Source organism: Kitasatospora sp. NPDC101235, from assembly GCF_044767505.1.
Lineage (GTDB): Bacteria > Actinomycetota > Actinomycetes > Streptomycetales > Streptomycetaceae > Kitasatospora.
Map to the genome: position 1 here is coordinate 70349 of NZ_JBIWNZ010000014.1, position 21152 is coordinate 91500.

Here is a 21152-nt window from a genome sequence, read left to right on the forward strand (position 1 = left end):
TTGGACGTCGCGCCCACGCTACCGGTTCGCCTCACCGGGTGACCACGTGGGCGGGACATCCGTCACGCTCCCTGCACAGACGGTCCGTGGGCCGCCCCGGGCTCGGGCCGCACCCGGCCCCAGGGCGAAGCAGGCCCAGGTGACAGGCAGGCCCTAAGCCGCCTCGGCATCCGCCCGGGCATGGAACTCGCGGACCACCCGCTGCTCCCGGTACGGCTCCAGCCGGCGCCGGAACTCGTCCAGGTACTCCACGCCACGGTTGGAGCGCAGCCCGCTCAGCAGCCGGACCGCCTGGGCACCCGTCTCGCAGGCACGTTCCAGGTCCCGCTGCTGGAGCTGGGCGGTGGCCAGCAGGACGAGGTCCACCGCGCGACGCCGGACCCGGGTCGGCGGGTGCAGGTCGAGCGCCCGGCGGGCGTAGTGCTCGGCCTGGCCGGCCTGCTCCAGGTCCCGGTGGCAGTGGGCCAGCTCGTCCGCGAGGTAGGCGTCGTCGAAGTGGGCGATCCAGTCCGGGTCGTCCTCCGGGCGGCGCTTCTCCATCATCTCCAGCGCCCTGGCCGACACCGTCTCGCAGGAGCGGGCGTCGCCGAGCAGGGCGTGGCCGCGGGCCTCGGCGGCGTAGAACATCGCCATCGCCGTCGGGGTGGCCACCGAGCGGGCGCCTTCCTGTGCGGCGCGGGCGAGTTGGGCGATCTCCCGCGGGTTGCCGAGAGTGGCCGCCAGGTGGCTCATCGAGGCGGCCAGCACGTAGCCGCCGTATCCGCGGTCGTCTGCGGCCTGGGCCAGCCGCAGCGCCTGGATGTAGTAGCGCTGGGCGAGCCCGGGCTGCCCGGTGTCCACCGCCATGTAGCCGGCCAGTTCGGTCAACCTGGCCACCGCGGCGAAGAGTTGGCGCCCGGTCTCCTCCCGGTAGGCGCCGCCGAGCAGGCCGGAGACCACCGAGTTGAGGTAGTGCACCACCACCGGACGCACGTGGCCGCTGCCGAAGCGGTGGTCCAGGTCGACCAGCATCGCGGTGGTCGCCCTGACCGCGGCCACGTCGGTCGGACCGACCCGGGGGCCGCCGGCCCGCGCCACCACCGGGTCCGGCGGGGTGATCAGCCAGTCCCGGCTGGGCTCCACCAGCGCGGAGGCGGCGACCGTCGCCCCGGTCAGGAAGTCCCGCCGGCCGACGTCACTGCGCCACAGCTCGCAGACCTGCTCCAGGGCGGCACCGATGGTCGGCGCGAACTGGAGCCCGATGCCGGAGCTCAGGTTCTTGCCGTCCGCCATGCCGATCTCCTCGACCGACACGCTGCGGCCGAGCTTGCGGCCCAGGGCCTCGGCGATCACGGCCGGCGCCTGCCCGCGCGGCTGCTGCCCGCGCAGCCAGCGGGCGACGGAGGTCTTGTCGTACCGAAGGTCCAGCCCGTGCTCGGCGCCGCAGAGGTTGACCCTCCGGGCCAGGCCGGCGTTGGAGCAGCTGGCCTCCTGGATCAGTTGCTGCAGACGCTCGTTGGGCTGTCGTGCGACGAGTGGTCTCGCGGCCATTGGGCTTCGCCTCCCCACACCCTCCGGTCCCGGCCGGCGGGCGACGATTCTGCTGATCTGTTGCCGACTGTCCGACCGTCCAAGGAATCTGACACCAGGTTAGCGATCAGCAACGCCAGCGGGATACCCACGGTGACGAACCGCACCCCCCTTGCGCCCTGGGAAATGCTCCTGTGCGCCCCCGCTGCGCCTGCCCTCGGCCCCTTCAATTCGGTCGACTAACCGGAACGGGTGACATTGCCGGGATGCACCCAACCGGGCGCCATCGGGCCGTAACCAGCCTCACACACGGTAGTTGAGTACCCCGTGGAAGACATCCCCGACGCCGCGGGCCGGAACGAGAAGGCCGCTCCGCCCCCCTTGCTCGCCGAAGCGATCGGCTACGCCGAGACCCGCCACTGGGAGGTGGCGCCGGGCGCCTGGCTGATCGACGACGGCGACGACGACGTCCGCTGTTCCTGCGGTGACCGGCGCTGCACGATGCCGGGCGCCCACCCGCTGGACCCGGACTGGGCGCGGAAGGCGAGCGCCGGTCCCGACGCGGTGCGGCACTGGTGGACCGAGCGGCCGCAGGCGTCGATCCTGCTGCCCACCGGGCGCTCGTTCGACGCCCTGGACGTCCCGGAGACGGCCGGCTGCCTGGCGCTCGCCCGGATGGAGCGGATGGACCTCCAGCTCGGCCCGGTGGTGGTCCAGCCCGCCGCGTCCGGGCGGATCGGGCGACGGCTGCACTTCCTGGTGCTGCCCGGCGCCGCGGCCAGGCTCCCGGAGATGCTCCGCCGGCTCGGCCGGCCGCCCGGCCGGCTGGACCTGGTCGCCCGCGGCGAGGGGGACTGGACGGTCGCCCCGCCGTCCCGGATCGGATCCCTGGGGTACGCCCAGTGGGCCCGCTCCCCCTCCGCGCTCAACCGCTGGCTGCCGGACGCCGCCGAACTGATCAGCCCGCTCGCGTACGCCTGCGGACGCGAGGCGCGCTCGGTCCGCGCCGCCCGGGCCGCCCGGCCGGCGCCGGTGGGCTGAGCCCGGACCGGCTCCGTCCGGCCCCTGGATCTGCCGCCCTCCGCCGATCGGGTGAGGGCGCGCAATGCGCGACACAACGCGCGCGAGTGACGGGCCTTGTCTCCCACCGGAGACGGGGTCCGTCATACGCATGTCCGGATAAGGCTTCCGTGTACCCGCTGATCAACCGGAGAAGCCCCTCGTACGAGTGACAGCACTCAAGGATTGCCATGATCGGCCGAGGGGAGGATTTGCGATGTGTGGGGACGCCGGCAGGGGCGCTCGGACGGGGAAGCCGGGCGGCGGCGGTGGAGGGGAACGGGAGGGACGGGAGGGAACGGGGAGGCGAGCGGGCCCGCTGCACGGGGTACCTCCCGGCCGAAGGCTGGGGGAGAGCAGCGGGCCCGCTCGGCTGTTCGGAGCCGGCGCCTCGAGTTCGGAGCCGGCGTCCGGGGTGTGGAGCCGGCGGCTCAGGCCTGGGCGACGAAGACGTGCTGGGCGATGTCCTTGCCCAGCTCCGCCGCGTTGTCGCCGGTGCCGACCAGCACACCGGCGACGCCGACGTTGACCTTGACCGTGGAGCCCGGCCGGACACCGGCCCGGCGCAGGGTGCTCATCAGCGCGCTGTCGGTCTGGATCGGCTCGCCGATCCGACGGACCACCACGTCGGCCCCGGCGTCGCCCGGCTTGACGGTGTCCAGCGGGACGAGTCCGGCGTCGAAGCCCTCGCCCTCGGCCTTGGTGTCGCCCAGCTCGTCCAGGCCCGGGATCGGGTTGCCGTACGGGGACTGGGTGGGGTGGCCGAGCATGGCGAGCACCTTGCGCTCGACCGTCTCGCTCATCACGTGCTCCCAGCGGCAGGCCTCCTCGTGCACCTGCTCCCACTCCAGGCCGATCACGTCGACGAGCAGGCACTCGGCGATGCGGTGCTTGCGCATGACGCGCACCGCGAGCCGGCGGCCGTCCTCGGTCAGTTCGAGGTGGCGGTCCCCGGCGACCTGGAGCAGCCCGTCGCGCTCCATCCGGCCGACCGTCTGGCTGACCGTGGGCCCGCTCTGTTCCAGGCGCTCCGCGATCCGGGCGCGCATCGGGACGATGCCCTCCTCCTCCAGCTCCAGGATGGTGCGAAGGTACATCTCAGTGGTGTCGATCAGCCCAGACATCGCCGCTGGCTCCGTTCTTCGGTGTCCTCATCGCCAATTCTGACGTACCGGACCGGCAACCGGGCCCGCCCAGGGGCTCCGGAGAGGCGTTTTGTTCCTGTTGACAACGATGCCGCCGGGGCGCGACCGTGCTCGCCGAAGCTTTCTCCACCGGCGGTCTGGACCACCCGGACCACCCCACCCGGCCGGCTCCCCCACCGGCAGAGAGCGAAGGCACCAGATGAACGACCTGGTCGGCAGGTACTTCGACGCCGCCATCGCCCACCTCCAGCGGGTCCGCGAGGAGGAGGCCGACGCCATCGAGGCCGCCGCCGCGCTGCTGGCGGAGGCGATGACCGAGGGTCGCAGGGTCTTCACCTTCGGTGCCGGGCACTCCGCGCTGCCGGCCCAGGACGTGGTCTACCGGGCCGGCGGGCTGGTCCCGGTGAACCTGCTGAACGTGCCCGGGATGGCCGGGGTGACGGTGATGCCCGCGCCGCTGTCCAGCGCGCTGGAGCGGGTCTCCGGGCTGGCCACCGCCGCCCTGGACCTGACCCCGGCGACCGCCGGGGACCTGCTGTTCGTGATCTCGCTCTCCGGCCGCCAGGTGATGCCGGTCGAGCTGGCCCGGTACGCCCGGGACCGCGGCCTGAAGGTGGTCGGGGTGACCTCATTGGCGTACCCGCGGGAGGTGCCCTCGGCACACCCGACCGGCACCTACCTGAAGGACCACTGCGACGTGGTGCTGGACAGCAAGATCGCGGTCGGCGACGGCGAGCTGACCCACCCGGGTGCCGAGACCACCTTCGGGCCGGTCTCCACCATCGTGACCAGCGCACTGATGCAGGCCGTGGTCGCCTCGGCGGTCGGCCGGCTGGCCGACCGGGCGGCCGCCGGGGAGTGCCCCGCGCCGCCGCTGTTCCGCTCCGGCAACGTCCCGGGCGGCACCGAGTGGAACGCCAAGCAGATGGCCGAGAACGCCGAGCGGGTCTTCTACACCTACTGATGCACCTGCCGGGCCCGCACGCACTGATCCGCACGCACTGACACGCACGCACTGATCCGCACCCGCCGGTCCGCGCTCTCCCGCCCGCACCCGGCGGTCGCCCGCGCGCATCCGCCGCCCGCCGCGCGCCCTCGTCACCCCTCTCGCACGCTGGGTGCCGGATCGAACACGGGGAGTACCGGACAACCACCGGGGCTTCCCGGCCACATCCGGCCGCCCCGGCCGTCACCAGGCGTACCGGCGAGCCGCCCGGGGCAGGAGAGCGGTGCGACCGGAGCGACTGGTGGGGGCCGAACATGGCGTCTGTTGCGGGACGGACCGGGTGGATGCGTGAGCGGGACCTGCTGCCCGGGTTCTTCTGGGCCGCCGACGCGGCCTCGCTGCACGGGCAGCGGCGCTCGGTGCGGCTCTCCGCCTGGGAGCTGGTCCTGCTGGTGCTCGCCGCGGCGACCGGCTCGGCCGACGGCGAGCCCTGGGCCTGGTCGGCGGCGGTGGCCTACCTCGGCGCGATCGCCCTGGCGGTGGTGGTCAGCCGGCAGAACCCGCAGGGCCTCTGGTACGAGGGCCGGGCGGCCGCCGAGTCGGTGAAGACGCTGGCCTGGAAGTACGCCGTCCGGGCCGACGCCTACCAGCCGCCGCCGCGCGCCCTGCCGGACGCCGAGGGCCTGTACCACTTCCAGCTCGCCCGGGTGCTCGGCGCGTTCCGGGACAGCCCGGTGGCCGTCCCGGAGGACGGGGCGGGGATCACCCCGGCGATGCGCGACCTGCGCGAGCAGCCGCTGGCGGTGCGCCGCGAGGTGTACCTGGCCGAGCGGATCCAGCTGCAGCACGACTGGTACCGCGCCAAGGCCCGCCACTGCGCCCGCGCCGGGCACTGGGCCGGGGTGCTGGGTGTGCTGCTGCCCGCGCTCGGCCTGGTGCTCGCCCTGCTGCGGGCGCTCGGCGCGTTCGGCTACGACGCGCTGGGCACGGTCTCGGCGGTGGCCGCCTCGGTCACCGCCTGGGCGCAGCTGCGCCAGTACCGGCCGCTGGCCGCCGCGTACGCCCTGGCCGCCGAGGAGCTGGCGCAGATCCAGCGCCAACTCGCCCAGCTGGACCTGGAGTCGATGGAGGCCGAGGAGATCTGGGCCCGCCTGGCCCGGGACGCCGAGGACGCGATCTCCCGCGAGCACACCACCTGGCAGGCCCGCCGGGAGGTGCGCACCACCACCGACCGGGAGCACGCAACCGACCCGGAGCACTGAGGAGGCCGCAGGTGTCGTTACGGATGGTCAAAACGGCGGACGACCGCGCGCTCGCCGTCGAGTCCCTCGGCGACCCGCGCGGCCGTCCGGTGTTCCTGCTGCACGGCATGCCCGGCAGCCGGGTCGGCCCGCACCCGCGCAGCACGGTGCTGTACCGGCTGGGCGTACGGCTGATCTCGTACGACCGGCCCGGCTACGGCGACTCGACCCGGCTGTTCGGCCGCCGGGTGAGCGCGGCGGCCGCGGACGTGCGGACCATCGCGGACGAGTTCGGGCTGGAGAGCTTCGCGGTGCTCGGCCGCTCCGGCGGCGGCCCGCACGCGCTGGCCTGCGCGGCGCTGCTGCCGGAGCGGGTCAGCCGGGTGGCGGTGCTGGTCGGCCTCGCGCCGCGCAACGCGGCCGGCCTGGACTGGTACGCGGGGATGACCCCGTCCAACGTCCGTGCCTACCGGGAGGCCGAGCGGGGGCACGGCCGGATCGCCGACGCGATGGAGTTCCGCTCCCGGCAGATCAAGGACGACCCGGTCCGGCTGCTGAACGGGCTGCGCACCGAACTCTCCGCCGCCGACCGGGAGGTGGTGGCCGACAGCGGGCTGCGGCGGATGCTCCAGAGCAACTACCGGGAGGCGTTCCGGCACGGCGCGGACGGCTGGATCGACGACGTGCTGGCCTTCACCGCCGACTGGGGGTTCGAGGTCGGGTCGGTCCGGGTGCCGGCCTGGCTCTGGCACGGCGCGGACGACCAGTTCTCGCCGGTCGACCACTCCCGCTGGCTGGCCGACCACATCCCGGACGCCGAGCTGTTCCTGGAGCCCGGCGCCGCGCACTTCGGGGCGTTCCGGGTGATGACCACCGCGCTCGCCTGGGCGGCCGGCTGGGGCGGTCCGGGGTCAGCCCTTCGCCGGCGTCAGGGGCGCTGAGCCGCCGAGCACCGCCAGCACGTTGTCCACCGCCAGGCCGCCCATCGCCTGCCGGGTGCGGACGGTGGCACTGCCCAGGTGCGGGGCCAGCACCGCGCGCTCCTGGGCGAGCAGCGCGGACGGGACGGCCGGCTCGTGCTCGAAGTTGTCCACGGCGGCGGCGAACAGCGCGCCGGACTCCAGCGCGGCGGCCAGCGCCTCCTCGTCCACCACGCCCGCGGTCATGCTGACCACCACCGCGCCACGCGGCAGCAGGGCGAGCCGGCGGGCGTCCAGCAGGTGGCGGGTCTCGGCGGTGAACGGGCAGGTGACGACCAGCACGGTGGAGGTGGCGAGCAGTTCCTCCAGCGGTTTCCAGTCGGCGCCCTCGGCCTGCTCGGCCGGCAGTTCACCGCGGTTGTGGTAGCTGACCGGCATGTCGAAGGCGCGGGCCCGGCGGGCCACCGCCCGGCCGATCCGGCCCATGCCGAGCACGCCCAGCGGGGTGCCGGCCAGCTCCAGGCCGAGCAGGAAGTTCGGCGCCCAGGCCCAGGGCTCGCCGGAGCGCAGCAGCCGCTCGCCCTCGCCGAGCCGGCGGGTGGCGGCCAGCAGCAGCGCCCAGGCCATGTCCGCGGTGGCGGTGGTGAGCACGCCGGGGGTGTTGGTGACCAGCACGCCGCGTTCGGCGCAGGCGGCCACGTCCACGTTGTGGTAGCCGACGGCGTGGTTGGCGACGACGGCCAGCTGCGGGCCGGCCGCGTCGAGGAACTCGTCGTCCACCCGGTCGTCCAGGGTGGTGATCACGGCCCGCCGGCCGCGGGCGGCGTCCAGCAGCTCGGCCCGGTCCATCGTCAGGTCGGAGTCGTGGTAGGTGACGGCGTGGTGCGCGGTGAGCCGTTCGATGACGCCGGGGGCGAGGCGCCGGGTGACCAGGACCGGGGGCGGGGTGTTCATGGTTCGGCAGCGTACCCCGCCCCCTCCCGATCAGACCGGCTGCGGCTCCAGGTCGCGATTGATCCGCTTCCAGCCACGCGCGGAGACCGTGTTGGGGTGCTCCTCGCCGACCTGCCGGATCAGTTCGGAGATGGCCCGCGCCCGCAGCTCGGCGGCCTGGGTGTGCCGCCCGCCCGACCGCAGGGTGATCGCCAGGTTGGCCTCGCAGGCCACCGCGTCCGGGTGCTGGGCGCTGTAGCGGTCGCACAGCCCCTGGTAGGCGGCCCGGCCGAGCCGCTCCGCGCGGTCGATCTGCCCGTCGTCGCCGTAGGCGTTGGCCAGGTTGATCATCGCGTTGAGGGTGTACGGGTGCTCCGGCCCGACCGAGCGGGTCAGCCCCTCGACGGTGAGCCGGCCGCGCTCGATGGCGCCCTGGACGTCGCCGCTGCCCCGCAGGTAGATGCCGAGGTTGTTGGCGCAGGCCAGGGTGAACGGGTGCTCGTCGCCGAACAGCCGCCGGTGGCCCTCGAAGACGGTGGAGCACAGGTCGCGGGCGGCCTCCTTGTCGCCGGAGGCGCTGTGGTCGGCGGCCAGGTTGAGCGCGCAGGCGAGCGCGTCGGGGGCGTCGGCGCCGTAGCGCTCCAGGTAGCGCTCGTAGGTCTCCTTGGTGATCCGGCGGGCCTCGGCGAGCTGGCCGATCCGGCGCAGGGAGACGGCCAGCGACTTGGCGTTGCGCAGGTTCTCCGGGAGGTCCGGGTCGAGCACGTCGCCGAGGTCGGAGGTGACCTCCTGGAGCAGGTCCACCGAGCCGCGGTAGTCGCCGAGTTCGCGCAGGTCGCGGGCCAGGTTGGACTTGGTGGACAGGGTGTAGGGGTGCTTGGGGCCGAGGACGGCGGTGCGCCGGTCGAGGGTCTCCTGGTCGAGTTCGCGGGCCGCCTCGCTGTCGCCGACCAGTCGGTAGTCGATCGCCAGGTTGTTCGCCATGGAGAGCGTGCGCGGGTTGTCGTCGCCGAACAACTCGCGGAACTGGTCGAGGATTTCGCGGTCGAGGTCGAGGGCGGCCTGGAACCGGCCGAGCGCCCGGCGGTCGGCGCCCAGCGAGCCGGCCGTCATCAGGGTGTACGGGTGGTGCTCGCCGAGCAGGGCCCGCTGGCGCTCCAGGGTGTCCTCGTCCAGGGCCAGCGCCTCGGCGTAGTTGCCCTGGGAGCGCAGCACGTTGGCGAGCTGGAAGCGCAGCAGCAGGGTCTGCCGGTCGTCCTCGCCGAGCTTGCCGGTCCACTCCGCGTCCAGGGCGTGGCCGAGGTCGCGGGCGCGGTCGAGTTCGCCGCGCTTCCACAGGTAGCGGACCCGGTCGATGAGCAGCTGGCGGGTGTCCGCCTCGTCGCAGTTGTGCGCCTTGGACGGCGACAGGTGCGGCCAGATCTCGTCGAAGGCGGGCCAGTTGGCCGGGTCGTCGGTGTCGCCGAGGACGGGCCGGGCGCCGGTGAGGATGCGGTGCACCTCGTGGACGGCGATCTCCTGCTCGTCGGCGGTCATCCCGGCCCGGATCACCGCCTGGACGAGCCGGTGCACCTGGAAGCTGTTGCTGCCGGCGTCGACCTTGGCCAGCGCGTACCGGCCGATCGCCTGGATCACCTTGCCCAGCATGAACTTGTCGCTGAGGTCGGCGTCGAACTTCACCAGCGCCCGGATCATCTGGTCGCTGTAGAAGAGGTTCATCGAGATCGGCTCGGGCGCGAAGAACGCGCAGAGCTGGAGCAGCCGGACGGCCGCCGGGGACTGCTGGCGCAGCCGTCCGATCGACACGTTCCAGGTCGCGGCGACCGGGGTCGGGTAGTCGGCCGGGCGGCCGACGGCCAGCGCGCGGGCGGCCTCGGCGTGCAGCTGGGAGACGTAGGTCTCCACCGGGGTGCCGGTGGTGTCCAGCCAGGCGGCGGCCACCTCGACGGCCAGCGGCAGGTCGCCGACCGCCTCGGCGACCCGGTCGGCGTCCGGGCGGGAGAGGCTGCGGGCGCGCCGGCACAGGTGCTCGACGCTCTCGCCGCGGGTGAAGACGTCGACCTCCAGCGCCTCGGCGTGCCCGGTCCAGGCCTGGTTGCGGGAGGTGACCAGGATGTGGCCGGAGCCGCCGGGGAAGAACCGGCGGATCTCGGCGGGCTCGTCGGCGTTGTCGAAGATCAGCAGCCAGCGCGAGGTGGGCACGCCGCGCCGCAGCGCCTCCCGGGCCGCCTCGGCGGCCTCGGTGACCGAGTCGCCGACCCGCAGCCCCAGCCGGCGGGCGAGTTCGGCGAGCGCCGGGGCGACCAGCTCGGTCTGCTCGGCGTCGATCCACCAGACCAGGTCGTAGTCGGACATGAAGCGATGGGCGTACTCCAGCGCCACCTGGGTCTTGCCGACGCCGCCGAGCCCGTACAGGGTCTGCGGGGTGGGCAGCACGGCCGCCATGCCGCCGCGCAGTTGGTTGCGCAGCTGTTCCAGGACGGGGGCGCGCCCGGTGAAGGAGGGGTTGCGCGGCGGGACGTCCCACACCGAGGGCTTGCTGCCGGGGAAGCGCGGTCCGCCGTTGGGCGCGTCGTCCAGCGGCACCTCGCCGCGGCCGAGCGCGCGCAGCAGGCTCAGGATCGACTGGTTCTCGTCCCGGCCGACCAGGTCGACCGGGTTGCGGTTGCTGAACGGCGCGGTCAGCCGGACGTCCCCGACGCGGACCGGCAGCAGCTGGCGCCGGGTGCCGGACGGGTCCGAGCTGACCACCGACTCCCACAGCGCCCGGGCCTGCGGGGAACGCTGGTAGGCCGGCGAGAGCACGGCGACCGTCCGGAACGCGGAGTCGATGCCGCGCTCGGTCTCCTCGCGCGGGTCGGTGCCGGCGCTGAGGTCACGGGGCAGCACCCGGAAGCCGGCCCGGGTGAGGACGGACTCGATCCAGTCCGCCCACATCCGGTCCTCGGGGACGTAGGACAGGTAGAGGTCGGCGGGCACGGACGGGCGGCGGCGGGTGAAGGCGTCCACGTAGCGCAGCCGGACGGTCTCGTCCATCGGCGGCAGGCCGGGCGCCCGGCCGTCGGTGAGCATGGAGGTCAGCCGCTCGCAGGCGGCCAGCATCGAGGTCGGGGTGCCGGTCTGGTCACCGAAGGTCGCGAGGATCTCCTCGTAGGCGTAGAACGGCCGGTACGGGATCTCCACCGAGCCCCAGTACTGGGCGAGTTCCTCGCCGTTCAGGCCGGCCGGCAGGCCGTCGAAGCGGACCCGGGCGAGGGCGCGGCCGGCGTCCGCCTTCTCCTTCTCGCCCTCGTCGATGCGCATCGGGACGGGCAGGATGCGGATGTCGCGCTCGCGGTAGCGGTCGTGGATGTGCTGGGCGATCCGGGAGGCGCCGTCGATGGACTGGTCGCTCAGGGTGAAGCAGACCACCAGGTCGTCGGGCATCTGGACGGTGCAGATCTCGGCGATGTCGGACAGGCCGGTGCGGGAGTCGATCAGCACGTAGTCGTAGCGCTTGGCCATGTCGGCCTTGAGGGCGTCGAAGAACTGCCCGCCGTCGAAGCGGTCGTAGAAGATGTCCCAGTCGAGGTGGGTGACGGCCTCGGAGTAGTCGCGGTTGAACTGGCCCGCGGAGAGGAAGTCCAGGCTGCCGGTGGACGGGAAGTACGGCCAGGTGAGCGAGAGCGCGTGCGGGTGCACCCGGGCGAAGTCCAGGTGCCAGCCCTCGGCGTGCTCCACCGGGCGCAGCGCCTCCTCGCGGTACTCGGCGATCAGGTCCATCATGCCGGTGGTGCCGGCCAGCGAGGCCGGGTCGAGGAACGGGTGGAAGAACTTGGCGAGGCCGGGCGCCTCCAGGTCCCAGTCGACGGTGAGCACGCGGAAACCGTTGGCGGCCAGGATCCAGGCGGTGTTGGCCAGCGCCATGGTGCGGCCGGTGCCGCCCTTGTACGAGTAGAAGGTGATGATCCGGCCGTTGCGGTCCTGATCCGCCGCCTGCCGCTCGGCCTCCCGCTGGGCGGCCGGATCGACGGGGGTGAGCCCGCCGAGGCGGAGGTTCCTGGTGCGGTTGTCAGTCATCGCGGTCCTCGTCCTCCCAAGGGCGCCATCCCGTCATCGGGTTCATCGCCGTCGTCGCGGTACGGGTCGTGCTCGCGGTGCGGGTCGTTGCCGGTGTTCCGACTTCGGCGGTGGGTGCGGCCGTTGCCGTTGGTGTTGCCGGTGCTGCCGTTGTCCTGGTCGCCGCCGTCGGGGTCGTCGAAGGGGTCCGCCTGGGCTCCGTCCGATCCGTACCCGCCTCCTCCGCGCCGGAACGCTTCCCGCAGGCTCGGCCGGGGCGGCGGCGGTTCCTCCGGTTCGGCCCGGGTGCGGCCCTCGAACGCGTACTTGGCCTTCATCGCCGCCCGGGGCAGTGCGTCGTCGAAGTCCTCCAGCGTGTGCAGCCCGGTCGGGCCGGTCGCGCCGAGGAAGCTCGGCCGGCTCGCCCGCCGGGTGATGCGCAGCGTCTCGTCGCTCAGGTCGCCCAGCTCGTCCGCACGATCGGCGCACTCCGGGTCGTCGCCGTTGAACGGCTCCAGGATGCTCACCCAGGCGGCCTCCGAGCGGTCGAAGCGCCGGACCAGCTCGCGCCGTCGCGGGTCGCGCAGCGTCCAGCGGTCGAGCAGCAGCAGGCCGGGCGCCTCGGCGTTGCCCTCGATGATCGACTCGACCTCGTCGTCGAACTCGTGCACGGTCGGCTGGAACCCCAACTGCCGGGCCAGCCGCGCCGCGTGCTGGGCGATCGGCGAGCCGACCGGCTGGTACGGGTGCCAGTCGGTGCGCCGCTCGCCGTAGTAGTCGGGGCTGCGGTCGCCGGGCACCTCGTTCTGGTGGTAGGCGAGTACGGAGATCCGCAGCTGCTTGGTCGGGGCGGTGACGTTGAACGCGCTCGGGAGGCCGTTGAACTCCAGCCGCCGCCCCACCGGGATCACCGTCTCCTCGGCGACCTGGACGATCCGGGCTGCCAGCCGGTGCACGGCCAGCTCGTAGGCGGAGCGGAAGTAGCTGAGCTTCATCAGCGCGTACAGGCCCTCGGTGGCGTACTCGGGCCCGAAACTCGTGTGGTTGAACTGGAGTTCACTGGCCACGTTCGGCAGCCGGTAGCGGCTCATCGGCGCCCACAGCACCGGCACGATGCCGCTGGTGCGCTCGTAGTCGAGGTTCGCCGGGTAGACCGGCCGGCGGGTGAAGGCGTGCCATTCCTGGCCGCACGGAACGCTGTTGAAGTACCTCGGGGAGTAGAGGGGCACGAACACCCGGCACGTCGCCAACTCGTCGGACAGCCGTTCGGCCCACAACTCGCCCTGGTGCATGGACTCGTCCATGAAGCCGACCGCGACCCCGTCCGGGACGGTGGTGAGCTGGAGCACCGCCTCGCAGAGGTCCCGGTACAACTGCCTGACCCAGTGGTTCGGATCGCTCGCGCCCCGCGCACCGGCCTTGGGAGTGTGCGCGTAGGAGAGGAAGAAGTACGGCCGGGCGTCGTCCTCGTCCCAGCCCCGGTCAGTCACACGCGCCTCCCCCGGGCCCGTCGGCAACCTGCCTCCCGCAGCCCCCGTGCGGCGGGGCTTCAGTGTAGGAACGACTGACACCCCAATGGAATAGCACAACGTCTCGCACGAATTGACATGACCGAAACGATGCCGCAGTCCGTGCACTGGGAGCAGTACCCTCGTTCCGGCCGCCGCGCACCACCGGGAGGACATCCGTGGACCACCTCGACTGGCAGAGGTCCAGTACCAGCAGCGACAGGGACGACTGGATCGAGATCGCCTCCGAGGGCGACCACGTCTACATCCGGCAGTCCGACGACCCCACCCTCGTCGTCACCACCACCCGCACCAAGTTCAACGCCTGGGTCCTCGGCGCCAAGGCCGGCGAGTTCGACCACTTCGTCGCGGACGCCTGAGCGGGGTGGGGGGCTCGGCCGCACCGAGCCGCCCCCGAGCCGCCCCACACAAAGGCGCGGGCCCCGTTCAACGAACGGGGCCCGCGTGCGCCTGTCACCGATGGCGCCTGAACTCGCGGACGAGCGCGAGCAGGTTGATCAGAGTGCTGGCCGGAACGTTGCCGAGGGAGACCAGGACCTGGCCGTTCATGACGGCCTCCCCGAGCTGGGCGGAGGGCCCCCGCCGATCGGGACTCGTTGGGTTTGATCCAGCACATCCGCTACAAGGTCCAGGGAAGATAGTCATGCACCAGCTCAACTGGCAGAAGTCCAGCTTCAGCAGCGACCAGGCCAACTGTGTCGAGATCGCTTCCGCCGGCGAGCTGGTCTACATCCGCGAATCCGACGACCCTACCCACATCGTCACCACCACCCGCACCAAGCTCCACGCGTGGATCCGCGGCGCCAAGGCCGGCGAGTTCGACCACTTCACCTTCTGAACCCCATCCCTGCGCCCCGGCGATGGGCCGGGGCGCGGGGGCAACGACTCACGCGTCGGGGTGCGCAGGCAGGGCGATCCAGTCCGACCAGGAGATCCCGCGGCCGAGGAAGCGCGGCTGCTCGAACGGCCAGTCGGCGACGATCCACTGCGGCACCAACGCGTCCAGGGCCGCGCCAGTTCCTGCGTCGGTCCGACGCAGGATCGCGGATCAGGAGAGATCAACCCCCCGCGTACTCCAGCGGCGGCGCGATCGCCTGAGCGTCCGCACCTTCACCCACCCACAGGCCGATCAGGAGTGCGGCCGTCGCCTCCAGCAGGCCCGCCCGGTCGAGCCCTCCTCCGTTGACCGGCACGCAGCCGAGGTCGCGGACAAGGGACCGTACCGCTTCGAGAGCCGGTGCATCGTCACCGCAGATCGGCACCGCGAGGGGGCGTCCGCCGAAGACCGGCGGGGTCAACCGCCACACGCTCTCGTGACAGAGGTTGAATGCCTTGACCACGGACGCGCCGGGCGCTGCGGCCGCGATGCGCTCGGCCGCCGAGGGGCCGCCCCAGGTCTCAAGGACGAAGCCCGGCGCGATCGGGTTGGTGCAGTCGATCAGTGTTCGGCCTCGTACGGTGTCGGCCAGGCCGGACACCACGCCGATCGCCGCTGAGTACGGTATGGCCAGCAGCATCGCGTCTTGGCCGTGCTGGGCCGCGTCCCGCAGAGTCCCCGCCTGTGCGCCGATCTGGTCCGCCAGGGCCGCGGCGCGGCCGGTGTCCCGCCCGCCCACCAGTACGTCGTGGCCGGCACGCGACCATCGTGTACCCAGCACCCGCGCCATGTTGCCCGTACCGGCAATCCCGATCCTCATCAGTCCAGCCTCTCGTAGTGATCCCTGTCGTCGGATTCGGGACGACACTAGGAAGCTGCTCGGGCACCATCTGGTAAGTGACCACTGATCAGGGATTCGTCGCCGACTGTCGTGCCCGGCTCGCTTTCGATCTGCTCGCCAACACCTGGAACGCCGTGGTGGTGTGGACGCTACGCGGGGGCCCCGCGCGGCCCGGTGAGCTGCGCGAGCGGATCGGCGGGATCAGTCCCAAAGTCCTTACGGAGACGCTGCGTCGGCTCCAGTTCGACGGATTGGTGGAGCGCCGCGCGTACGCCGGGTCGCCGCCGCGCGTGGAGTACTCCCTCACCGGGTTGGGGCGGACACTGCTGGAGCCGCTCGAAGCGTTCGGCACCTGGGCCTTCGAACACGGCGAAGACGTGATGGCAGCGCGAGAGCAGGCGGAGGAAGCTGGACACAGTCGCGGTTGACGCCGATGGCAAGCGGGCTCGCCAGCCGATCGGACCAAGTACCTTGGGCGCAACCGGGCGAGCGCCTCGCGCGTCGCCCCATGCGTGACGATGCGTTGGATACCCGCGACACGGCTCGGCCGGGTCCTGGCTGCGGGCACCGTCGGGCCGGTGTTTGCCGCGGTCCTGCTGTGGAATGTCCCGCTGGCCGGGCAGTGGCGGGGAGAGCCCGCGCTCACCCAGCTCCTGCTGCAGTCCCCACCTGGGCCGGATCTCTGGGAGAGCTACCCCGGGGGCGCGTATCTGTCCGAGCCGGGGCTCGACGAAGAGGAGTACCGGAACTTCGTGCTCCACGGTAGCGACATCCTGCGCCACGGCTTCTCGCAGGGCGTCAAGCGGTTCGACTCCCCGACCTGGGCCTGGCTCTACTTCCACCGGCGCGTGGCGGACGACGACAAACCGTGGACCTTCCAGCCGGTCGAGCTCCCCGGCAGCTCGAAGGCGGACGAACAATTCTACTCCTGCCTCGTCTACAGCGACTCGGTGAACGGGTGCGAACGCTGGTACGGCCGACTGCGGTACGGCCAGTACGTGGCCGACATTGCTGTGATCGGTCAGGAACAGGCGCCCCATGCCCTCGAACTTCTCCAGCAGGCCGTGCGCGCCACCGACGACCTCATACCGGAATGACAAAGGCATGGGGGCCTTCCTCGGCGCAGGCAGGGAGCCGGGTTCAGGGGCGGCTGCGGCGGAGGACGGACTCGGCGAGGTCGACGGCCTCCCGGACCGGGACGAGGCGGCAGTCGGCGGTGCCGATCCGGGCGGTGGTGATGCCGTGGGCGGTGCTCAGGACCTCGGCGCCGAGGGGGCCGAAGTGGACGTCGTCCAGGTCGGGGGCCCGGAAGGTGGTCCAGCCCTCGGGGCCGACGCAGCGGTACTCGCGTACGGGGACGTCGGGCATGCGGAGGTCGGCCAGGTGGAAGGCGGTCAGGCGGTCCATCGGGACGCCGATCATCAGCACCCGGGCGTCCAGCTCGTAGAGCCGTCCGAGCGGCGACTCCGGGCCGAGGTGGGAGGTCAGCGGGTGGCGCTCGGTGATCTCCCGCGCGAGCCGGCCCACCGCCGCCCAGGAGGTCTGCGGGTGCAGGCTCCGCAGCGCGCCCGGGTGGGTGCGGATCGCCTCCGACAGCACCCCCACGGAGGGCGACGCCGGGGTGGTCGCCGGATCGAAGCGGGGCATCCGGGCCTGGTAGTCGGCCACCTCCACCGGGGAGAGCCCGGCGGTGGCGGTCTGGTGGATGCGGGAGGTGGCGGAGTTCTCGGGCGTGGCGGTGTAGGCGACCAAGGTGCCGTCGGGGCCCAGGACGTCGAGCAGGGCCTCGACCACACCGGCCGCCCCGCCCGGCACCGGTCCGAGGGCGCGCAGGGACGCCTGGACGTGCAGCACCGTGCCCGGGCGGACCCCGAGGTCGACGAAGTCGCGGACGAGGGGGTGGACGGGGGAGGCGACGGCGACGCTGCCGCCGAGGGGTTCGGTGCGGATGGCGGTTCCCCGGGGTTGAGGGCCCCGGGCGAGGGAGGACCCGGGGCGGCGCGAGTGGGAGGTCAGACCCCGGCCCGTTCCCGCCGTGTCCGGTCGGCCGCCTGCTCGGCGGCGGCGGGCAGCGGCAGGGCGAGCCAGGGTGCGACGGTGGCACGCATGCCGTCGGCGAAGCGCAGGCCGGTCCCGGTCAGGGCCCCGGACGACGCCAGCCGCTCCACGGCCTCGGCGGTGTACCGCCGCCAGAGCGCGAACTGTTCGCGCGCCCGGTCGGCGGCCGTGCCCGGCAGTCCGTCGTACACGAGGGTGCGGGTGCCCCAGTACTCGGTGACGGCCAGGTGGGCGTACGTGCCCTGGAGCAGCCCCTCGAACGGCCGGGGGTCGGGCCGCCAGGGGGCGAAGTACAGCGCGGAGTCGGCGCGGTCGTACAGGTCGGTCAGGTCCAGCACCGCGCCGAGCTTGACGTGCTGGAACTCGTGCGCGAGCAGCAGGGCGAGGGTCGGCGCGGTGGCCGGCCGGGCGATGCCGACGGCGCCGTAGGCCTGCCGGGCCGCCGAGCTGACGTCCCGGCCGGTCGGGCCCGGCCGCAACGGGGTGACCGTCGCCAGGCCGGCCCGGATGCCCTCCGCGTACCCGGGCAGGTCCCGCCCGAGCAGTTCCCAGGCCTCGCGCAACGCGCCGGTCCAGTCGAGCAGTTCGCCCTCGGACAGGCGGTCCGCGACGGGGTGGTCGTGGCAGTCGCGCAGCGGGTCGGCGTCCTCCAGGGCGACCGTCCAGCCGTCGGCGAGCCGGACCCGCCGCAGCGGTTCGTCCACCACGGTGTGCACCGAGCCGTCGGACGCCCGCACCTCGAAGCCGTCGGCCCGTCCGGTGACCACGGCCTCGCCGTCGGGTACGGCGATCCGGCCGAGCGTCGGCAGGTGCAGCCACCCGCCCCGCACGGGCACCGCCACCGCGTCCCCCCGTCCGGCCCGCATCGCGGCCGCCGCGGCGAGCGCGGCCAGCGGGCCGAGCCCGACCGGGAGGTCGCCGGCGAGCCGGCGGGCCGCCCAGGCGCGGGCGTACGGGTGGGCGAGCACGGCGTCCACGGCGGCGGGGGCCGCCACGTCGAGCTCCGCCAGCAGGGCCCACGCCTCGGCCCGTCCTTGTCCGGAGGCGTCCCAGGCGGCGGCCAGCATCGCCCGGGTGAGGGCGAGTTGGGAGCGGCCGAGCGCGGCGATGGTCTCCGCGCTCCCGTATCCGCGCGCGAGCTCGTCGAGTTGCGACGGGGTGAGCGCGCCGGGCAGCAGCGGCTCCGCGCCGGGCGCCGGGGCGGTGGCCCCCTGTGCCGGTACGACCGACGGACTCCCGCTCCCCGCAATGCCGTTGATGAACGTCATGAGATCACCGCAGTAGACGGAGGGATGGTCGAAGCTGCCTCCTCCATCGTCGCTCCGATAGCGGTGGGCGTACAGCCCGCCACCGCAGGAGCGGACCACGGAGCAGGCGCGGCAGGCCTCGCTCAGTCCGGCCAGGCCGGACTGGCGGGCGGCGATGCCGGGGTGGCGGGCGAGGTCGTCGAGGCTGTGCGCGAAGACGTTCATCCCGGTGACGGGCGCGCCGTCGTACGCGGTCTTCAGGCTGTCGGCCTGCTCGAAGGTCCCGTCCGTCTCCAGGACCGCCAGGTCGGAGGGCTCCAGGCCGAGCGACTCGGTGAGGCTGGAGAACCCCCGCAGGGTCCGGTGCACGGACTCGAAGGTCCGTACGGCGAACGGGCGCCCGTCCGTTTCCCACAGCCTGTGGACGGTCAGCAGCCAGTCGGCGTACGGGGTGGCGCCCAGCCCGGCGGGGCGCTTGGGCGGTTCGTCCCAGGTGGCGTGCGGGAGCAGGAAGTCCACGGCGGGCGGGCGGAGTTCGGCCAGCGCCCGGTACACGGCCACCGGGTCGTTCCCGACGTCCATGGTGCACAGCAGCCCGGCGAACAGGTGCCGGTACCCGGGCTCGTTCAGCAGCGCGACGGCCCGCAGCACCTGCGGATGGCTGCTGCGCCCGTCGGCGAACCGCCGGTGGCGGTCGTTGGCGGCCTTGTCGCCGTCCAGCGAGATGCCGACCTTGATGTCCTGCTCCGCGAACAGCGAGCAGAAGTCCCGGCTCAGCAGCACGCCGTTGGTGTGGATGCGCAGGTCGAGCGCGCAGCCGGGCGGGAGCGCCGCCCGGAGCGCCCCGGCGGCGCGGCGCAAGCGGTCCGGGCCGGCGAGCAGGGGTTCTCCCCCGTGCAGGACGACCCGGACGGCGGGCAGCCGGTGGGCGGCCGCGTGCTCGCCGATGCGTTCGGCGGCCTTGGCCAGGATCCCGTCCGCGATGACCTTCGGCCGGGAACGCCAGCTGCTGTCCGCGTGCTCGTAGACGTAGCAGTGGTCGCAGGCCAGATCGCACCTGCTGTGCATCTTGACCACGAACTGCGTCAACGGCAGCGGAGTCGACGTCGTCATGGGACTGTTCGGTTCGGTCTGCTCGGTCTGGGTTCCGCTCGGAGTTCCGGGTGGGATCAGATCGAGGAGTTGAAGGCAGCGACCGGCACGAGGCCGGAATCCACGCTGGGGAGCGCGCGCTGGAGGCGGGCGGCGAGTTCTTCCGCGCCGAGCTCGGCGAGATCGGCGAGGGAGGGGCGTTCCGGCGTCTCCTGATGGTCAGTGAGCTTGCCGGCCGGCCTGGTGCTGGTTACCGGGGTCATGTTCGTTTCCTTAGGCGCGGTTTGGACCTGCCGAGGGTGGGTAAGCCCACCCGGTTGCGACCAATGTAGTGCCCGCGAAGACTCCGCGCGGCACCTTGCGCACTCACGTTGGGCTCCCCAGGCGGCCGACGTCGCATGACAGCACGCTGGACCCCAAGAATTCACCCGTTCAGCGGTCGCGCACTTCGCCGTGGCGCACGCCGAAGCGCGTCGGAACCAGCCCCGGGGCGAGCACCTGGACCAGCGCCGGGGCAGGCGCCGCAGACCTCACCCGGACAGGAACCGGGCCGACCACCTAGGCACACCCCGGGAGTGCCCCGGGAAGCACCCGGGCAAGCGCACCATCCGGCCAAGCATCCGGCGCCCGGATTCATTCCCCCGGCTCGCCGAGCTCCCGGACGGCACGCACCAGCTCCCCGGTGAACTCCATGCCGCTCGACGTCAGTTCACCGCAGGCCAGGAGCGTCTTCCCGGCGGTCAGGGTGTGCGTCCGCCAGCGCACGAACTCCCGGTGCGCACGGGCGGCGTCCCCCGCCCCGGCGGCCGCCTCCGCCCGCCAGAAGTCCGCCACGCCCAGGTGGGCGTACGCCCCCTGGAGCAGTGCCCCGGCCGGGCGCAGGTCCGGCCGCCAGGGGGCGTGGTGGACGGCCTGGCCGTTGGGGCGGTGCAGCGGCACCAGGTCCAGCAGGGCGCCGAGTTGGACGTGCAGGAACTCGTGCACCAGGGCCAGCGCCAGCGACACCGGATCGCCCGGCAGCGAAGCCGCCACCGCACCGTACGCCCGCCGGGCGGCAGCGCTGACCGTCGCCCCACCGGGGGCGGGCAGCAGCGGCACGACGGTGGTCACGCAGGCCGCGACGGCCTGCGCGTGACGGCGGTGGCGGCGCACCAGGATGTCCCAGGCCTCGGCCAACCGCTCCTCCCAGAGCGCGAGTTCACCGTCCGACAGCGGACCGGTCGGCCGGCGCCCGTAGTCCACCCGGCGCGGACCGGCATGGTCGACCGACGGCGCCCAGCGCAGCCCGTCGCACTCCAGCGCGAGGGCCGGGCCCGGAACGGGGCGGAGGAACTCGCCCAGCCCGCCGAGCGGAGCGCCCTCCCCCGCCGTCACGCCGCGCAGGCAGTCGGCCGCCCAGGCGTCCAACTCCGGCCGCAGCAGCACCTCTTCCCACCTCGCACGGTCGTCCCGCTGCAACGCCCGGACCCGGGCGTACGCCTCCCGGTAGCCGTCGTGCTCCGGCGCCGCCCGGCGCAGCGCCAGCAGCAGCAGCGCCCGCTTGCTCAACTGCCCGCCGCGCAGCAGCCGGACGGCCTGCGGCCCGCCGCGCGCGCCCGCGATCGCCCGGAACGTCGCCCGGTCCACGCCGTGCCGGGGCAGCCCGTCCGCCCCGCGCGCGTCCGGCACCCAGGCCGCCACCACCTCACCCGTACCCGCCACCGGTCCTCCTCCTCGT

18 protein-coding genes and 1 pseudogene are annotated in these 21152 nt (G+C 73.3%); 8 read left to right on the plus strand and 11 right to left on the minus strand.

Annotated features, from left to right (window positions below; translation table 11 throughout):
- Positions 1-153: 153 nt before the first annotated feature.
- Complete coding sequence (locus ACIRRH_RS23395; protein WP_403070617.1) at positions 154-1530, minus strand: transcriptional regulator; 1377 nt, start codon at positions 1528-1530, stop codon at positions 154-156.
- A gap of 306 nt (positions 1531-1836) precedes the next feature.
- On the opposite strand from ACIRRH_RS23395, the gene ACIRRH_RS23400 reads away from it, so the two are divergent.
- Positions 1837-2550 (plus strand): bifunctional DNA primase/polymerase, encoded by a 714-nt coding sequence (locus ACIRRH_RS23400; protein WP_403070620.1) that lies wholly within the window; start codon positions 1837-1839, stop codon positions 2548-2550.
- Positions 2551-2999: 449 nt separating this feature from the next.
- Here the strand turns inward: ACIRRH_RS23400 and ACIRRH_RS23405 are convergent, their stop codons facing one another.
- Positions 3000-3692: a metal-dependent transcriptional regulator gene (locus ACIRRH_RS23405; RefSeq protein ID WP_403070622.1), complete on the minus strand. Its 693-nt coding sequence runs from the start codon at positions 3690-3692 to the stop codon at positions 3000-3002.
- A gap of 220 nt (positions 3693-3912) precedes the next feature.
- Here ACIRRH_RS23405 and ACIRRH_RS23410 point away from each other — a divergent pair, with 220 nt between their 5' ends.
- From ACIRRH_RS23410 to ACIRRH_RS23420, 3 genes are all read left to right on the plus strand, one after another.
- Positions 3913-4677 carry a sugar isomerase domain-containing protein gene (locus ACIRRH_RS23410; RefSeq protein ID WP_403070625.1) on the plus strand — a complete coding sequence of 255 codons (765 nt, stop codon included), beginning with the start codon at positions 3913-3915 and terminating at the stop codon, positions 4675-4677.
- A gap of 326 nt (positions 4678-5003) precedes the next feature.
- Positions 5004-5921, plus strand: coding sequence for a DUF4231 domain-containing protein (locus ACIRRH_RS23415; protein WP_403070628.1), 918 nt, complete (start codon positions 5004-5006; stop codon positions 5919-5921).
- Between the two features lie 23 nt (positions 5922-5944).
- Complete coding sequence (locus ACIRRH_RS23420) at positions 5945-6841, plus strand: alpha/beta fold hydrolase (RefSeq protein ID WP_363390214.1); 897 nt, start codon at positions 5945-5947, stop codon at positions 6839-6841.
- On the opposite strand, the gene ACIRRH_RS23425 is transcribed toward ACIRRH_RS23420, so the two are convergent.
- The 3 genes from ACIRRH_RS23425 to ACIRRH_RS23435 are packed head-to-tail and all read right to left on the minus strand — an operon-like array spanning position 6812 to position 13281.
- On the minus strand, positions 6812-7774 hold the full coding sequence (locus ACIRRH_RS23425; RefSeq protein ID WP_403070631.1) for a 2-hydroxyacid dehydrogenase: 963 nt from the start codon (positions 7772-7774) through the stop codon (positions 6812-6814). The genes ACIRRH_RS23420 and ACIRRH_RS23425 overlap by 30 nt on opposite strands.
- A 30-nt stretch (positions 7775-7804) precedes the next feature.
- Positions 7805-11812 carry an FxSxx-COOH system tetratricopeptide repeat protein gene (fxsT, locus tag ACIRRH_RS23430; protein ID WP_403070634.1) on the minus strand — a complete coding sequence of 1336 codons (4008 nt, stop codon included), beginning with the start codon at positions 11810-11812 and terminating at the stop codon, positions 7805-7807.
- Positions 11809-13281 (minus strand): TIR-like protein FxsC, encoded by a 1473-nt coding sequence (locus ACIRRH_RS23435; RefSeq protein ID WP_403070636.1) that lies wholly within the window; start codon positions 13279-13281, stop codon positions 11809-11811. The genes fxsT and ACIRRH_RS23435 overlap by 4 nt, the downstream gene beginning before the upstream one ends.
- A 197-nt stretch (positions 13282-13478) precedes the next feature.
- On the opposite strand from ACIRRH_RS23435, the gene ACIRRH_RS23440 reads away from it, so the two are divergent.
- Positions 13479-13679 carry a DUF397 domain-containing protein gene (locus ACIRRH_RS23440; RefSeq protein WP_403070639.1) on the plus strand — a complete coding sequence of 67 codons (201 nt, stop codon included), beginning with the start codon at positions 13479-13481 and terminating at the stop codon, positions 13677-13679.
- A 284-nt stretch (positions 13680-13963) separates the two neighbouring features.
- Positions 13964-14158 (plus strand): DUF397 domain-containing protein, encoded by a 195-nt coding sequence (locus ACIRRH_RS23445; RefSeq protein ID WP_403070642.1) that lies wholly within the window; start codon positions 13964-13966, stop codon positions 14156-14158.
- A gap of 48 nt (positions 14159-14206) precedes the next feature.
- On the opposite strand, the pseudogene ACIRRH_RS23450 reads toward ACIRRH_RS23445, so the two are convergent.
- Positions 14207-14329, minus strand: a pseudogene (locus tag ACIRRH_RS23450) (N-acetyltransferase); the annotation flags it as partial.
- A gap of 49 nt (positions 14330-14378) precedes the next feature.
- Positions 14379-15017, minus strand: a complete 639-nt coding sequence (locus tag ACIRRH_RS23455; protein ID WP_403070645.1) for an NADPH-dependent F420 reductase — start codon at positions 15015-15017, stop codon at positions 14379-14381.
- Between the two features lie 77 nt (positions 15018-15094).
- Here ACIRRH_RS23455 and ACIRRH_RS23460 point away from each other — a divergent pair, with 77 nt between their 5' ends.
- Positions 15095-15466 carry a winged helix-turn-helix transcriptional regulator gene (locus ACIRRH_RS23460; protein WP_403070648.1) on the plus strand — a complete coding sequence of 124 codons (372 nt, stop codon included), beginning with the start codon at positions 15095-15097 and terminating at the stop codon, positions 15464-15466.
- A 150-nt stretch (positions 15467-15616) separates the two neighbouring features.
- Positions 15617-16135 (plus strand): hypothetical protein, encoded by a 519-nt coding sequence (locus ACIRRH_RS23465; RefSeq protein WP_403070650.1) that lies wholly within the window; start codon positions 15617-15619, stop codon positions 16133-16135.
- 43 nt (positions 16136-16178) lie between these two features.
- Here ACIRRH_RS23465 and ACIRRH_RS23470 read toward each other — a convergent pair whose 3' ends face one another.
- The 4 genes from ACIRRH_RS23470 to ACIRRH_RS23485 form a co-directional block, all read right to left on the minus strand.
- Complete coding sequence (locus tag ACIRRH_RS23470; RefSeq protein WP_403070653.1) at positions 16179-16892, minus strand: aminoglycoside N(3)-acetyltransferase; 714 nt, start codon at positions 16890-16892, stop codon at positions 16179-16181.
- Between the two features lie 158 nt (positions 16893-17050).
- The gene (locus ACIRRH_RS23475; RefSeq protein ID WP_403070655.1) at positions 17051-19456 is read right to left on the minus strand and encodes an FxsB family cyclophane-forming radical SAM/SPASM peptide maturase; all 2406 of its coding nucleotides are present in this window, start codon (positions 19454-19456) and stop codon (positions 17051-17053) included.
- A gap of 56 nt (positions 19457-19512) precedes the next feature.
- Positions 19513-19698: a hypothetical protein gene (locus ACIRRH_RS23480; RefSeq protein WP_224285014.1), complete on the minus strand. Its 186-nt coding sequence runs from the start codon at positions 19696-19698 to the stop codon at positions 19513-19515.
- Positions 19699-20068: 370 nt separating this feature from the next.
- A complete protein-coding gene (locus tag ACIRRH_RS23485; RefSeq protein ID WP_403070658.1) occupies positions 20069-21136 on the minus strand; it encodes an aKG-HExxH-type peptide beta-hydroxylase in 1068 nt (355 codons plus the stop codon).
- Between the last annotated feature and the right edge of the window lie 16 nt (positions 21137-21152).